Raw genomic sequence first — 15,537 nt, forward strand, 5'->3', positions numbered from 1 at the left:
GCTGTAAATATTCTCAGAGTGGGGGCATTCGCTCTTAAAGGAGAAGATGTATCTTAAAGGAGAAGACGTAAGACCGGTTTCAGTCGGCTGTCTTTGTCGATCTTACAATCCCATCTTACAATCCCATGACTTTAGTCGTGGGAGTATGTCAAAGTCCCGCATGAGCGGTGTTCATAGCCAATAAAAGAGCTAATAGAAAGAGCCGCCGGAAGAAACCTTTATCCGTTCCTTCCGGCTTTTTTGATAGTTTTACAGACTATCCCCCAAGTCTTTTCGGAACTTTCGCGCCAGTTTTTCTGGCCAATCGCTCAAGGCATCCAGTTTACCGCTGAAGAACCGGAGTACTTTCGGTTCGGATACCCATTTTAGTCCGCCCACCAGTTCCCTGTTCTCGAAAAGCCAGTGTATACGATCCACAGCGTACTTCACCTGCGATAGAGTGAATACTCGGCGAGGCAGGGCTAACCTCAAGAGTTCCATGTCGCATAGATGCTCGGAGCCATCGGAGTTCCGTTCCTCTGACAAAGTGCCACGCTCCATTCCCCGGATGCCCCCGGCAATGAACACCGCCGCCGCCAAGGAGCCCGCAGGATATTCTTCTTTGGGCAAATGAGGAAGAAACTCACCAGCGTTTAAGTGACATCCCAGACCACCGGGAGGTGTGACAACAGGGACTTTCTGACGCATGAGTTCGGTGGCCATGAAGGCAATGAACTCCGGACCGTGACGTATCATATCGAAATCCATAGTTTCCTCCAGGCCAACTGCCATCGCCTCGATCTCGCGCACCGACATGCCGCCGTAGGTGAGAAAACCCTCGTACAAGGGAATAAAAGTCCGCATGGTCTCGTGCAAACTCGCGTCGTTGGTCAGTATCAAACCACCTCGGGCGCAGCCCAGCTTTCGCGCGGAGAAGTAAATGATGTCGACCGCGTCCGCGATGGTTTTCGTTATCTCACGTATGCTCTTGTCTTTTTGCGCGGCCTCCCTGGTTTTGATGAAGTAAAGGTTGTCGGCCAGCAGCGAGGCGTCCAGGACCAACGCCACCTTGCGCGCACGGGTAACGGCGCTGACCTCTTGCAGGTTGGCTAAGGACCAAGGTTGTCCGCCGATCAGGTTCGTTCCGGCCTCCACTCTAACGAAAGGCACGTTACCAGCGTGGGTTTCGAGGGCTTTTTCCAACGCCGCCACATCCATATTGCCCTTAAAGGGGTCGTCGCTGGAGAGTTTCATTGCCGCCGGTGTGAACAGTTCTAGCACCGAACCTCCTTTTAAGCCGATATGAGCTTTCGCGGTGGTAAAGTGATAGTTCATAGGGATGATATTACCCTCTTTGACGAAAGCACAGGCGAGAATATTTTCCGCGGCTCTGCCCTGGTGAGTCGGCAGGATAAACTCCTTGCCGAAAATGTTTTGGGCCGTCTCGCAGAGGCGCTCGAAGCTCATAGACCCCGCGTAACTGTCGTCAGCGATCATCATAGAGGCCAGTTGCCTGTCGCTCATGGCGTTGACTCCACTGTCTGTCAACATGTCGAGGAAAACTGAGCAATTTTTCAACAAAAACGTGTTGAAACCAGCCTGGCGTATCGCCGAAACCCGCTCCTCCACAGGGGTCAAATTCAGCTTTTGGACGATGCGCACTTTGTGCATTTCCAGGGGAAAATCCTTACTACCGAAAAACTTAATCATACCGTTCATAATACCGTTCACTTCTAGCACCCTCTCGAATTTGAAAGATACAAAAACAGAGGGCCCTTCTCCCATATTTCGGTGAAGGACCCTCTTGAGAACTCGTGTCATTTTTGTTTTTGAAACACAAAAAATTACAAGCCGGGCACCCTCAGAGGTCCAGACTCATAATAATACACGTACACGAAAACAATAGAAATAACGGAAATAACACTTGACATCTATATTATCCCCTATCTTTTACGTAAAGACTTAGGTAGGATAGCATCCGACCCACGAGTTGTCAAGGATTCTCTAAAGAACCTGAATCTGTGAACCGCAAATTTCCAGGCTCCAAAACCTCCTAAAATAAAGACGAAAGCCCCTATGCCCGTGTCACAACCGCCGCCGCCGCCGCCGCTTCCGGTCGGAGGTTGATTTGCTGGACGCGCGGGGGGGTTATTGTCTGGATCTGGAATGAACTCCCGCACGGTGATACTCATGCTCTTGAAGATGTCGGTGCCTCCCGACGCGCTGGCTGTAATGACCGTTGTACCCAAAGTATGCGCGGTCACCAGACCCATGGAGTCGACAGTGGCCACGTCGGCACTGCTGCTGCTCCATGTGACATCAATATCTGTTGCCTCTTCCGGTTCCAGGATGGCGTAGAGCTGGACCGTGTTAGCTAACGTTAGGGCGGGAGACGTAGGGAGCACCACGATGCTGCTGACGGGAACGGACGCGGGGAGGTCTGCGTCAAGGGCGGTTTTGACGTCCAAAAGCCCGTATTTTGAAAGCGTTTTATCGACGACGTTCTGGGGGGGGATCTCGCGGCCGAGCTGCTTTCCCGGGGATGTGGGATTGATGTTCCTGTTAGCGGCGGCGTTCAACAAAAGTTTCAATTGGTGCGCCCCCAGCTCTGGACGGAACGATGCGATCAACGCTACAGCGCCAGCCACATGAGGCGTCGCCATGGATGTTCCGCTTGATGATTTGTAAAGTCCTGGTTTGTCCGTGGCCAAAGGCGAGTAAGTGCTCCAAATATTCACTCCCGGCGCGGCCAGATGCACCGACTTACTGCTCCAGTTCGCGAAATCTCCTGCGTTGTCGTTCACGTCGATCGCCCCTACCACCAACATGTTATTCAGGCCCGTGTAGGAGCTGGGGTAGCAGTAGTCACCTTGAGCTATTTCCAGACTCGAAAAACTATAGGGCGCCGGCGCGCCCACCTCGTGGCCCTCGTTGCCGGACGCCACTACAATGACGGTTCGGTCCGTCTGATCCAACAGTTTGTAGGCTCGCCACATTGCTGAGTTTCGGATGGCATCCGGCGTGGGGCTCATCCATCCTCCCAGAGAAAAATTAAAAGCGACGACACGTAAGTCGGGCTTCTCCTTCAAGAGCTTGAGGAGATAATCAATACCAGCAGTGACCCAAGAATAGTATCCTACGCCGTCCTCGTCGAGAACCTTCAGCGCAAGAATCTTGGTGTTCCAGTTGACCCCGACGACCCCTATTCCATTGTTGCCTACAGCGGCTATCGTACCCGCCACGTGGGTTCCGTGTCCGTTGTCGTCCCCAAAGTTGTGGCTCTCCACTGGCGTCGTGTCGTTGTTCTCCGAATTGACGAAACTCCGGCTCAAAGACATATCCACGTTGCTCGCTAGATCTGCGTGCTCATAATACACGCCGGTATCCGCCACGGCCACGTACACGCTGTCGCTTCCCGTCGTCGTCTCCCAGGCTTCATTAGCCCGTATTTTTTTTAGCCCCCAGAGGTTTCCGGCACTTCCGTCGAAGTATGGATCATTGGGCGTTGTATCGGCATATACGCGATAGTTGGGAGACGCACACTCCACGTCGGGGTTTTTTTCGAGTTCGGTCAACAGTTCCTCCGTGCTTTTTGTCTCGGACCTCATCAAGACGAAAATCCCGTTTCCAGCTTCGGATAAAGCGGCGTAAGTCGTGACCGCTTTGGCCCCCACGGAGGAGGAGGCGCTCTTAACGTAGCTCGTTCCCGCCGCGCTGGACAGAGTCGAGACATTCAGTCGTCCGATTCGATTTTTGAGCACCACCAATACCTCGCCGGGAGCGTAGTCTCCTCTCGCCGCGTTTACCGTGGGCTGGGACAAGGCGCTGGAAGCGTACAAAACCAGCAAAATGACCCCAATCAAAACCAGTCCTGCGAAGTTGGTCCATTTTTTATTCACGCTCACAAAAATTCCTCCTTAGAATAAACGGTCACGCGCGCCTTCCCTGTTCTGTTCCCTGTTCTGGTCTTTCAGGACTCCCGCCAATTGACCACAAGCCGCAAGGATGTCCGTTCCTTTTTCTCGCCGAAGCTCGAACTCTATCGACAACTCCGAAAGCGCGGCACAAAACGCCTTGATCCTAGCCGGGGCAGGGCGTTTTAGAGTCATTTTGGCCGCGTTTCCTATTATAAGCGTGTCGATGGGATTGTAGGGAATGACGTTGACGTAAACTCCAAGCCCGTCTAGAAGAGCGGCTATCTCGAAGGCGAACTGAGGATCGTCGTTAACTCCGTCTATCAAGACGTACTCTATGGTGATGCGCTCGCTCGTGCGTTTTTTGTAGTGGCGCATCGCCTCCACAAGGGTAGCCAGGGAATATTGTTTGTTGACAGGCATCAGCTTGTCGCGGAGCGAATCATTGGAGGCGTGCAGCGAAACGGACAGCCGCACGGGAGTCCCGAAGTCCGCCAGGTCCCGTATGCCCGGCACGATCCCCGATGTGGAGATCGTAATGTGGCGTCCTCCCAAATTGCGCATTTTGGGATGGTTCAACGCGCCGATGCTTTTGAATACATTGGTTTCGTTGAGCAATGGCTCGCCCATACCCATGAACACTATGTTGTTGATGTCTCTGCCCAGGCGTTTCTCCATGAGCAGAAATTGCCCTACGATCTCTCCCGCCGAGAGGTCGCGAATATAACCCGTTTGCCCCGTGGCGCAGAAGGCGCAGGCCAAAGGGCAACCCACTTGGCTGGAGACGCATGCCGTCGTGTGATTGCCGTGATCCAGGAGCACGGACTCAACGCGATTGCCGTCCTCCAGTTGCCATAGGTATTTGCGAGAACCGTCCGAGGATCTTTGTTCCTTTAGCTGAATGGGAACCTTCACCAACGCCTCATAGATCAGTTTATCCCTTAGGCCTTTTGAAAGGTTTGTCATGGAGTGGTAGTCGAAAACTTTTTTGGCGTGGATCCACCCGCAGATCTGATCAGCTCGAAAACGGGGCTCTTCCCATTCTTCCACCGCTTTTTGCCATTCTTCGTAAGACATAGAGAGTGCGTCACGGATTTTTGTCGTCGTAGCGTTTGTGCCTTCTATTTTCATGTCATCTCCTTAAATTCTTCGCGCTTCTTGCGGAAATAGCCTAGATTTTTTGTGCAGTATTCCTTTATCTTTCCTACCGAATACTCTTATACTTGTACTCGGAATGTCGTCGCGGGGTCAATGACCGGAATACACAAAACCGAGGTTATTATAACAGTTATGACGCGATTGATTTTTGTAAAGAATGTTTAAAGAGGCGAAGTGAAAGCCTGATGGTGGAAAATCGGACTTTGTTGCCCATCGAGGAACGTGGGGCCTTCAAACGCATTTTGCTGGGGATTTTGATTCTTCTAGCGGGGTGTACTGTTCTTTATTTCGGCAATCGGTACGTCGCTTACATGATCTCACGTTTGCAGGAACGATCATTCGGACTCATGCTATTCGGCTCCACTTTGGGAGTGCTCGTGCACGGGGGCCAGGTGATTTTGTTGCTCGTGGCCTGGGGGTTGATCGGCAGGGGGATCGGTTATTATTTTCACCGAACGGAGCTGATCGCGGGGCTCTCCTTTTCTTCCTTGGGCATTTGGGCGGTCTGGACGGTGTTTCCTCTGCTCTCCCGCAATTTGGTCTACACATTTCCTTTGAATTTTTATATCGTGCTCCTTTTGTTCGCCATTTTCCAGCTCTTGACGCTGAATATAGAAAACTGGATCGACAAGGCCGCGGCCATTCTGCTGTGGGTCTATTCGTTCCAGAGTCTGGAGCTTTTGCCCATGTTTTCGCCGGACCGTCTCGCCCTCTCCACGCTTTTTCGGGACATGTACCGCTCCAACGAGGACGTGGCCATCGCCAGTGTGGCAGGGACGGCTCTGTTTTTGAGCTTCATGGCGGGGGCCATGATTGCCACCTGGATTTTGACACGCTATTCCATTCTTCTGGGGCAAATGCGTCACTCCTGGGAAAGCCAATCTAAGCGAACCAAGGAAGAAGACACCCTTCTGGAGGTCAGCATGGTCGATATCCGCAGCCTGGTCCACGATCTCAGAAACCCCTTGGCGGCCATCAAAGGAATAGCCCTCATGTTTCGGAGCGAGGGGCATTCCGCTTCCGAAAAATCTGACATTATGCTTAAAGCGGCGAATTACATGGAACACATTATCGGGGAAATCCTTCACGAGGATCAACAACGTCTCGTCCCGGTCCAGGTATTCTTCGACGACTTGGAAAAACATATCTGTCCCTTTCCTTGGGCCGAACATGTCGCCGTTGTCATTGAACCCGACAGCGAACAGCTTTCCCTGTCGCTCAACGAGATCCGCTTCACGCGGGCTCTGCTCAATATTCTGGACAACGCGTCACGGGCTAATCGCACCGCGGGAACGAAGGACATCGACATCCACGTCCGGCGCAACGTCCAGTTTCTGGAGATTGAGGTTATGGACAATGGACCTGGAATCCAGTCCTCCTTGTACCAGAAGTCCGGCTGGGGCTCCACGGGGCTGGGATTGGCCTTTACCCGCAAGGTGGTTACCTCTCATGGTGGAAACATCATGCTCGCGCATCGCGCGGACGGCATCAACGGCGCCAGTGTGCTGGTTTCGCTCCCCATTGTCTCCACGACTGACAGCCCGTGGGGATAGGTTCCCGTTTTTTTACTCGGTCAGGTCTTGCCGCGAAAGTAGGGGTTTCCCGCGACTCAATCGATCAACGTTATCCTGGATGAAGTCGAACACGCCTTTGAAAGACTCATCCGTAACGCCACCGATGTGGGGAGTCAAGGTGACGGAGGGATGGGTCAAGAGGGGATTGCCGGGAAGAGGCGGTTCGTTTTCCAACACGTCCAGACCCGCCCCAGCGATGTGACGTTCGTTCAAGGCCCTCAACAGGGCGTCTTCTTTCACGAGACCGCCCCGAGCGACGTTGACGAAGAAGGCGCCTTCGTCCATAGACTGGAAAAACTCGTCGTCGAAAATCCCGCGAGTTTCGTCGTTGAGGGCGAGGGCCGCGACGACGAATCGGCAGCCCGGAACGGCTTTCCTCAGGCGGCTCAGGAGGAAAAATTCCTTTATCTTCATTTCATTGAGGCGCGCGGGGTCCACGAGACTGCGGTTGACGCCTCTGAGCCTCATCCCCATAGCCGTGAGCCGCTCCGCTAAAGTTCGTCCCAAATTACCGAGCCCCACCACACAGACCGTCTTTCTCCAGAGCGAGACGCCGCTCGGCGAGAACATTTTTCCCGACTGAATGTTCTGCTGGGCGAAGGCGTACTTGCGACCCAAGAGCAATAGGTGTAGCAGGGCGATTTCCGCCACTCCCTCGGCGTTACCCGTGCCCCGGGAAGGCGTGTTGCACACCGCGATCCCCCGTTTACGATACATGTCGAGGTCCACACCGTCGAGGCCCGTGCCCCACTGTTGCCGCAACCTCAATCTCGGCGCGGAATCCAGCAGGTCTCCGCTCACAACAACACCGGGGCGAGTCACCAAGACATCGGCGTCGACGATTTTCTCGGCAAGCGCATCCTCGTCGGCCGTATCCGCCTCGTGTCCTTTAGTCCAGTCGGCTAAACGGTCGTGCATCGTCACAAATTCCTTACTATAAAACAAAACTTTCAATACTTTCAATCAACTCACTTCCTTATACCGTTCCGATATCTGTACTATATTTATAAAGATCATAATTTGACGCTGACATTCCGTCAAGGGTTCAATCCTAATCGCAGTTGGCCTCACGCACACGTACTTTGTCTGGGCATATATGACACTTACGATAAAGCGATGAAAAAGCCAATGGTTTCAGCCGTTAGATGAGAATTGCAACGGCGGCGTTTGTTTTGTATTGGGTTTCTTGCCATATGTCTACTTTCATGTTAAACTCCTTTTATGGCTTTATGGCTTATTAACGATGGATTCATTCGAACACATCTGTGTTCAATATTGGCTGTCATCTTATCTGTTGTCCAAAATATCGAATATCGGCGCAAGGTACTTGTTGGTAATGTAGAAATCCGACTCAAAGAACTTTTATACGAGAAAACTGATGAGATCGATGTTCAGATTGCAAAGCTTGAGATCATGCCGGATCACATTCACGCTTTTGTCAAAACGCGGTCTATAAACGCTCCTCACTATATTGTCCGACAGCTCAAGGGCTATACGGCAAGAGTATTGCGCTTGGAACTTCCTCATCTCCTAAAAATGCCTTACTTGCGAACACGTTCGTATTACTGTGAATCTGTGGGGCATATTTCAGAGAAAACTATCATGAAGTATATCGAAGAGCAGAAAAATAAATGAGAACCTACGTTTTCAAACTCTACCAGGCCAAACGGAATAAACATCTTCACCATAAGATTAGCCTTGCCGGGTCGATCTATAATCATTTGATCGCGCTTCATCGCCGCTACTACCAGATGTTCGGTAAAAGCCTTAATGTTATCCGTTTGCAACGGCATATAACCAAGCTGAAGAAAACTAAACGCTACGGACACTGGAATAATATTGGCTCTCAGGAAATACAAGATATCGCGCAACGTATTGACAGAGTATACAAACTGTTCTTCAGCAATCTGAAACGCGGGGTTAAAACGTCCCTTCCGAGTTGCAAAAAGCTGAGAAAATAAGGTGAGAAATATCGTTCATTCACTCTAAAGCAACCTGAGTTGCCGCTGTCCGTCCATGGATGGACGGATGGACGTGGATGGAGTGGATGGACGTGTCCGAGATGCGGGGCGGAACACGACCGGGATATCAATCGGGATATCAATCGGGATATCAATCGGGATATCAAGGCGGCTGTAAATATTCTAAGAGTGGGGGTATCCACTCTTAGTGGGGGCATCCACTCTTAAAGGAGAAGACGTAAGACCGCTTTCAGTCGGCTGTCTTTGTCGATCTTACAATCCCATGACTTTAACTTTAGTCGTGGGAGTATATCAATGCTTTTTTCCCCGCGGTTTTAGGAGGGGGTGAGAAAACTTGACACGATAAATAAAGATGATATAATATTAATGTTGCCGGGCTGGCGGAAGTGGTAGACGCACAGGACTTAAAATCCTGGAGATTTAGATCTGTGCGGGTTCGAGTCCCGCGTCCGGCATGAAGAAGGTATAAAGAAGTATAAGGTATAAAGAAGTATAAAGAAAGAGTATCGCGGGGTGGAGCAGCCAGGAAGCTCGTCGGGCTCATAACCCGAAGGTCACAGGTTCGAATCCTGTCCCCGCAACCAATTTTCAAATTTCCTAAATTTATGAGGCGGCATGGCTCAGATGGTTAGAGCACGCGGTTCATACCCGCGATGTCACTGGTTCGATTCCAGTTGCCGCCATTACCGCTCAAGAAGATTTAGATTTATAAGTCAGAAGATTTATAGATTTAATAGATTTATAAATAAGTCAATTCCAAATCAGGGTTTTGAAGTCTGTCTTTGTCACTTAGAGCAAGTCTCAATATCAAGTCTCAATATAAATCTGACAATTTATGACTTATCAGTTCAGCAAGGACCCCAATTTGTGATGAGGTCCTTGCTGATAACCTCAATAAATTTGAAGCTAATGGATTTGATTACGACTACACAGACTTACACTGCCCTTCTGCGGGCTATGATCAACGCGCCGAGCACAATGATGCCGGCCATCGCGCCTACTTCGGTTTCGCAGCCGCCACCACTATTATCACCATATTATCATTATCACCATCCGGTGGCGTGGACGCTTTCTTCGCGTCGTAATCAATTCGTAATCAATCATATACAGCGACAAATGTGATGTCGTAACATACTCCCACGGCTAAAGTCGTGGGAGTATGTCAAACTTCTGGAGCTACACTGATGGCGAAGAGATAGAACTATCTTTAGCTCGATGTCAATCTCTCCCGCATCATGCGGACATTTTCTCAGACGACTTATGGGAGGACATTATCACAGACGAGTGACACTATTTAGGATATTTCTTGTGTCTTTTAGGGAAAAGTGTTAGGCTAATGATACAATGAGCGGTGGCAGTCACATAAGTCCAGTTGACTGTAACCGCTCATTTTTAGGATGTTTTTTATAACTTTTCGCGAATTTTTGAGAAAAACGGGAGCTTGACGTTAGGTAATTTAGCTATATAATGTTTGCCAGAGTAAACACTATGACATCTCAGATTGGGAGCGATGAAAGCGAAAAATCATGTCTGTTAAGACTGAAGTTAATCGCGAGTTCGGGTATATAAGTATAAATAATGCAATTGACATCTCATTTTTTTCTCCTATTCCGAGTAGTGATAGTTTATCTTTTCTCTTCAGGCAAGCTGTTTCCCAATGTCGCATGGTGGAATTCGGTATTCGGAGGCGTCCTTGGCGAGGCTTCGCGCCACTAAGAATTTAAAAACTCAAAGTCTCTATATATTTTAAAAATATCGTTTATCCAAATGCTTAATAAATAATTTTTACGATAAAGCGATGAGAAAGCCAACGGCTTCATATGTTCTTCCTGAGTTGCCGCTGTCCGTCCGTGGACGGACGGATGGACGTGGATGGACGTGTCCGAGATGCGGGGCGAAACACGACCGGGATATCAATCGGGATATCAAGGCGGCTGTAAATAGCGGCTGTAAATATTCTCAGAGTGGGGGCATCCACTCTTAAAGGAGAAGACGTAAGGCCGGTTCCAGTCGGCTGTCTTTGTCGATCTTAGAATCCCATGACTTTAGTCGTGGGAGTATGTCAAGTAAAGATTATGTTTGTTAGCATTTTTTGGTGTTGTGGCTGTATTTTAGTGGCTGTATTTTAGAAGGAGTGTTTAGAATGCAGAGTTTCAAAAAGCAGAGTTTCAAAAAAATGAAAAGTTTTGCCAGGCTTATAGTGGCGACATTGTGCGTCTTGGCGCTCGCAATGCCTGCGACACAGACGTGGGCGGCTAATTCAATAGAGGGGATACAGGGCGACGGCACTGAAGAAACTCCGTTCTTGGTCGGCAGCGGACAGGATCTCGATGCTGCGCTCATTGTCATCGCGGAGGATTACTATGTTGTTAGCGGCGACAATGTTTCAAATATGCACTACATCGAGTTGAGCAATGACATCGACGCGATCGCCTCGTCGACGTATGGAAATGAGGACGACGACCACCCCGTGCGCGTGACCATCGACGGCAAGGGGCACACGATTAGAGGCACTCTTCCCGACTCTGCTCCGGCACACGCAACGGGAGCCCAATACACGGGTCTGAGGTTCGCGAACCGCACGCCGTGGACGGTAACAGACCCGGCGACAGGAACAGGCAAGGGAAACCATATCGTGCTGAAAAATCTCACGGTGAGCGGGCTTTATAACGCCGAAACCCACGGCGGCGGAGCGTTCGCCATCTTTGGAGGAAAGGTCGAGGTCGATAACAGCATATTCAGCGGCAACGCCTCGTACTCGGCTGGCAGAGGCGGTACCGGTGAGCCCGGCAGGGGCGGCGGCGCTATCTTGTTGCAGCATCGCGCCAGCGTTCTTTCGGTCAAAAACAGTACGTTTATCGGCAATACCGCTACCGGCGCGGGCGGAGCCATCGACTCCAGCGGCGATCAAGATAATGTGACGCTCGGTGAAAATGTTATCATCGAGAACAGTACATTCTACGGCAACAAATCAGGAAGCGCTAGCGGCGGAGGAGCCATCGCCTACAGCCGCGCTCGGGGCAGGATAACGAACAGCACCATCGTCGGCAATGAAGCGACGAGCGGGAAAGGCGGCGGCGTGTTGGCCAGAGATAACGTTGCGGGCAACGCATCGGGCCTCGGCGATTACAGCGACTTTTCTCTCATCAACAGCATCGTGATCGGGAATGGCAGCGGCTCCTACACTGACGTCGACTTTATTCATCGTAACGTTGCCAGTCCTGACTTCTATGTCAAGATTGCCGGCGCTTACAACCTCGTAGGAACATCTAAGGTTTCGCTTGACAATACTCGGACGGGAGTGAGCATCTCGGCTGTCCTGGTATCGGGTGCTCCACAGATCAACGTCAGGGGAACGCCCACGATTGCGTTGTCTGGCAGTTCTCTAGCGATTGACGCCGCGGACGCGGCGCAAGCTCCAGAGAAAGATCAGCGAGGCTATTCAAGGTTGAGGCAGGCCGACATCGGCGCGTTCGAGTCGTTTGTATTGCCGGTTGAAGGTACAGGATCCGCGGCCAGTCCGTATATCGTTTCCAGCGGAACAGAGCTGGACCAAACGCTCGTTGTCATCGCGGAGGACTTTCGCCCGAACCCCGATACCGATGCCGTAAACAACAATATTTCGGATATGCACTACATCAGCCTGGCCGCCGACATCGACGCGGTAACTTCGTCGACATACGGGGAAGAGGACATCGACCATCCCGTGCGCGTGACCATCGACGGCAATGGGCACGCGATTAGAGGCATTCTTCCCGACTCTGCCCCGGCACACGCAGCGGGAGCCCAATACACGGGCCTGAGATTCGCGAACCGCACGCCGTGGACGGAGACGGCGACAGGGACGGGCAGGGGAAACCACATCGTGCTGAAAAATCTCACGGTGAGCGGGCTTTATAACGCCGAAACCCACGGCGGCGGGGCCTTCGCCATCTTCGGAGGAAAAGTCGAGGTCGATAACAGCGTATTTGATGGCAATGCCTCATATGCGGTTGGCAGAAATGGCGCGGAGGCCGGCAGAGGCGGTGGAGCCATCTTGTTGCAGCATCGCGCCAGCGTTCTTTCGGTCAAAAACAGCACGTTTGTCAACAATACCGCCACCGGTGCGGGCGGCGCCATCGACTCCAGCGGCGATCGCGACAATGTGACGCTCGGCGAAAATGTGATCATCGAGAACAGCACATTTTACGGCAACAAATCGGGAAGCGCCAGCGGCGGCGGAGCCATCGCCTACAGCCGCGCCCTGGGCAGGATAACGAACAGCACCATCGTCGGCAATGAAGTGAAGAGTGGAAAAGGCGGCGGCGTGTTGGCCAGAGATAACGTTGCGGGCAACGCGTCGGGCCTCGGCACTCGCAGCGACTTTTCTCTCATCAACAGCATCGTGGCCGGGAACGGCAGCGGTTCTTACACTGACGTCGATCTCTCCGAGCCCACGGGTGTGGAGCCTGAGAATCATGCCAGAATTACCGGCGATTACAACCTCATAGGGATATCTGAGGTTGCGTTTGGCGAAAATACGTCAACGGGTGTAGACGTCTCGGCTGTCCTGGTATCGGGCGCTCCGCAGATCAACGTCAGAGGAACGCCCACGATTGCGTTGTCTGACAGTTCGCTAGCGATTGACGCCGCGGACACGGAGCAAGCTCCAGAGAAAGATCAGCGAGGCTATTCAAGGTTGAGGCGGGCCGATATCGGCGCGTTCGAGTCGTTCGTATTGCCGGTTGAAGGCACAGGATCCGCGGCCAGTCCCTATATCGTTTCCAGCGGAACGGAGCTGGACCAAACGCTCGTTGTCATCGCAGAGGACTTTCGCCCGAACCCCGATGTCGATGCCGTGAACAACAATATTTCAGATATGCACTACATCAGACTGGCCGCCGACATCGACGCGGTAACTTCGTCGACATACGGGGAAGAGGACATCGACCATCCCGTACGAGTGACCATCAACGGCAACGGGTACTCCATTAGAGGCACTCTTCCCGACTCTGCCCCGACACACGTGGCGGGAGCCCAATACACGGGACTGAGATTCGCGAACCGCACGCCGTGGACGGAGACGGCGACAGGGACGGGCAGGGGAAACCACATCGTCCTGAAAAACCTCACGGTAAGCGGGCTTTATAACGCCGAAACCCACGGCGGCGGGGCCTTCGCCATCTTCGGAGGAAAAGTCGAGGTCGATAACAGCGTATTCAGCGGCAACGCCTCGTATGCGGTTGGCAGAGATGGCGCGGAGGCCGGCAGAGGCGGCGGCGCCATCTTGTTGCAGCATCGCGCCAGCGTCCTTTCGGTCAAAAACAGTACGTTCATCAACAATATTGCCAATGGCGCGGGCGGAGCCATCGATTCGAGCGGTGACCAGGAAAATGTAACGCTGGGTGAAAACGTGATCATCGAGAACAGCACATTTTACGGCAACAAATCGGGAAGCGCCAGCGGCGGCGGAGCCATCGCCTACAGCCGCGCCCGGGGCAGGATCACGAACAGCACCATCGTCGGCAATGAAGTGGCGAGCGGAAAAGGCGGCGGCGTGTTGGCCAGAGATAATGTTGCGGGCAATCCATCGGGCCTCGGCACGCGCAGCGACTTTTCTCTCATCAACAGCATCGTGGCCGGGAACGGCAGCGGTTCTTACACTGACGTCGATCTCTCCGAGCCCACGGGTGTGGAGCCTGAGAATCATGCCAGAATTATCGGCGATTACAACCTCATAGGGATATCTGAGGTTGCGTTTGGCAAAAATACGTCAACGGGCGTAGACATCTCGGCTGTCCTGGTATCGGGCGCTCCGCAGGTCAACGTTCAAGGGACGCCCACGATTGCGCTGCTGGCGGGTTCGCCGGCGGTTGACGCCGCGGACTCGGAGAGCGCTCCGGCCACGGATCAGCGCGGCTTTGCGAGGCATGGGGATCCCGACATCGGCGCATACGAACTTCAGCCTGCGTCCGACGGTGATAAACCGGACGATCCTTTGACCCCGGACGACTCCGGAACGTCTGGCGGTTCTGGCACCCCCTCAGTCATCGACGTTGTTGCAACTCCGCCCGTAAAGCCCACAAATGATGGCGTCGAAATCGGAAGCACACCGACGGTGTTTAGCGAGGAGACGCAGAGCGAATTACCCGTTGCGATGAGCGACAGCGTGATCGTGAGTGGCGGCGTGGTTGTCGCGGACGTGGCTGCCGTTCAGAGCGGTCTGGGCGAAGCCGACGCGGAACAAATCGACGATGAGGAGACGGTCGTCTCTCTGCCGGTATTCGCGACCGAAGTCTCCGAGAGCGGCAAAACGGCTGTCGTGACGTTCGATGCGAAACTTGGTGATTTCGATGGGCTTCCCATCGGTAACCTGCTCATTTTGAAGCTGAAGCCTGACGGAGTGACTGCGCTGCTCACCTCTGCGGACTCTCTCGCGAACATCACGGATGGAAAGTACATTTGGACGGACAGCGCCGGTGCGGAGATAGCCCCATCGACGTCGATTGTCGGCGATGAGTCGTACTATTTCAACGTAGCGATAAAAGACAACGGCGAATACGACTGGGAGACGGCAGAAGACGGTAAAAAAGTCATCGACCCCCTCGCTATGGCGGTCAAGAAAAGCGACGAGAATCTCCGCGGGTCCTCTGGCGGCGGTTGCGACGCCGGCTTTGGTGTATTTGCGTTGACGGCTTTCGGTGTGGCGCTTCTCTCGCGCAAACAAACAAGGCTAGCAGACAAGGTTAAAGCTCAAATAGTCAAATAGCGTCTTTAACGACAACCGGTCCGCGTAAGCGGACCGGTTGTATCGTGTGCTACGGACATCTTAACATACTTCCTTGAACTCAGGGAACGTTATCAGTGAAGGATGGACAAATGCGACCTTTCATCCGGCAAAAAGCAAAGATGCATCAGGCGATAACGGTAGTTCCTATTCCACTGCCGATC

General features: G+C 52.6%; 7 protein-coding genes and 3 tRNA genes. 6 read left to right on the forward strand and 4 right to left on the reverse strand.

Annotated features, from left to right (window positions below; translation table 11 throughout):
• Nucleotides 1–249: 249 nt before the first annotated feature.
• The 3 genes from LBJ36_06885 to rlmN form a co-directional block, all read right to left on the reverse strand.
• Nucleotides 250–1,710, reverse strand: a complete 1,461-nt coding sequence (locus LBJ36_06885; protein ID MDR1378765.1) for a tryptophanase — start codon at nucleotides 1,708–1,710, stop codon at nucleotides 250–252.
• Between the two features lie 212 nt (nucleotides 1,711–1,922).
• Entirely contained in the window at nucleotides 1,923–3,884 is a 1,962-nt protein-coding gene (locus LBJ36_06890) for a S8 family serine peptidase (protein MDR1378766.1), read from the reverse strand.
• Between the two features lie 12 nt (nucleotides 3,885–3,896).
• Nucleotides 3,897–5,024, reverse strand: a complete 1,128-nt coding sequence (gene rlmN, locus LBJ36_06895; GenBank protein ID MDR1378767.1) for a 23S rRNA (adenine(2503)-C(2))-methyltransferase RlmN — start codon at nucleotides 5,022–5,024, stop codon at nucleotides 3,897–3,899.
• 212 nt (nucleotides 5,025–5,236) lie between these two features.
• Here rlmN and LBJ36_06900 point away from each other — a divergent pair, with 212 nt between their 5' ends.
• Nucleotides 5,237–6,604 carry a HAMP domain-containing histidine kinase gene (locus LBJ36_06900; GenBank protein MDR1378768.1) on the forward strand — a complete coding sequence of 456 codons (1,368 nt, stop codon included), beginning with the start codon at nucleotides 5,237–5,239 and terminating at the stop codon, nucleotides 6,602–6,604.
• A gap of 12 nt (nucleotides 6,605–6,616) precedes the next feature.
• Here the strand turns inward: LBJ36_06900 and LBJ36_06905 are convergent, their stop codons facing one another.
• Complete coding sequence (locus tag LBJ36_06905) at nucleotides 6,617–7,588, reverse strand: 2-hydroxyacid dehydrogenase (protein MDR1378769.1); 972 nt, start codon at nucleotides 7,586–7,588, stop codon at nucleotides 6,617–6,619.
• 312 nt (nucleotides 7,589–7,900) lie between these two features.
• Here LBJ36_06905 and tnpA point away from each other — a divergent pair, with 312 nt between their 5' ends.
• The 5 genes from tnpA to LBJ36_06930 all read left to right on the forward strand — a co-directional run bounded on the left by tnpA (nucleotide 7,901) and on the right by LBJ36_06930 (nucleotide 15,355).
• Nucleotides 7,901–8,260 carry an IS200/IS605 family transposase gene (gene tnpA, locus LBJ36_06910; GenBank protein ID MDR1378770.1) on the forward strand — a complete coding sequence of 120 codons (360 nt, stop codon included), beginning with the start codon at nucleotides 7,901–7,903 and terminating at the stop codon, nucleotides 8,258–8,260.
• 718 nt (nucleotides 8,261–8,978) lie between these two features.
• Nucleotides 8,979–9,062, forward strand: a tRNA-Leu gene (locus LBJ36_06915).
• Between the two features lie 52 nt (nucleotides 9,063–9,114).
• Nucleotides 9,115–9,191: transfer RNA gene (locus LBJ36_06920), tRNA-Met, on the forward strand.
• Between the two features lie 25 nt (nucleotides 9,192–9,216).
• Nucleotides 9,217–9,290 (forward strand) — tRNA-Met (locus tag LBJ36_06925).
• A gap of 1,460 nt (nucleotides 9,291–10,750) precedes the next feature.
• Nucleotides 10,751–15,355: a hypothetical protein gene (locus LBJ36_06930; protein MDR1378771.1), complete on the forward strand. Its 4,605-nt coding sequence runs from the start codon at nucleotides 10,751–10,753 to the stop codon at nucleotides 15,353–15,355.
• Nucleotides 15,356–15,537 lie beyond the last annotated feature (182 nt).

It is taken from the genome of Synergistaceae bacterium (assembly GCA_031267575.1).
Lineage (GTDB): Bacteria > Synergistota > Synergistia > Synergistales > Aminobacteriaceae > JAIRYN01.

What these genes read in the sequence shown, in the direction of transcription:
- rlmN (MDR1378767.1), bottom strand. Translation starts at nt 5,024, where the DNA reads ATGAAAATAGAAGGCACAAACGCTACGACGACAAAAATCCGTGACGCA.
- LBJ36_06900 (MDR1378768.1), top strand. Translation starts at nt 5,237, where the DNA reads ATGGTGGAAAATCGGACTTTGTTGCCCATCGAGGAACGTGGGGCCTTC.
- LBJ36_06930 (MDR1378771.1), top strand. Translation starts at nt 10,751, where the DNA reads ATGCAGAGTTTCAAAAAGCAGAGTTTCAAAAAAATGAAAAGTTTTGCC.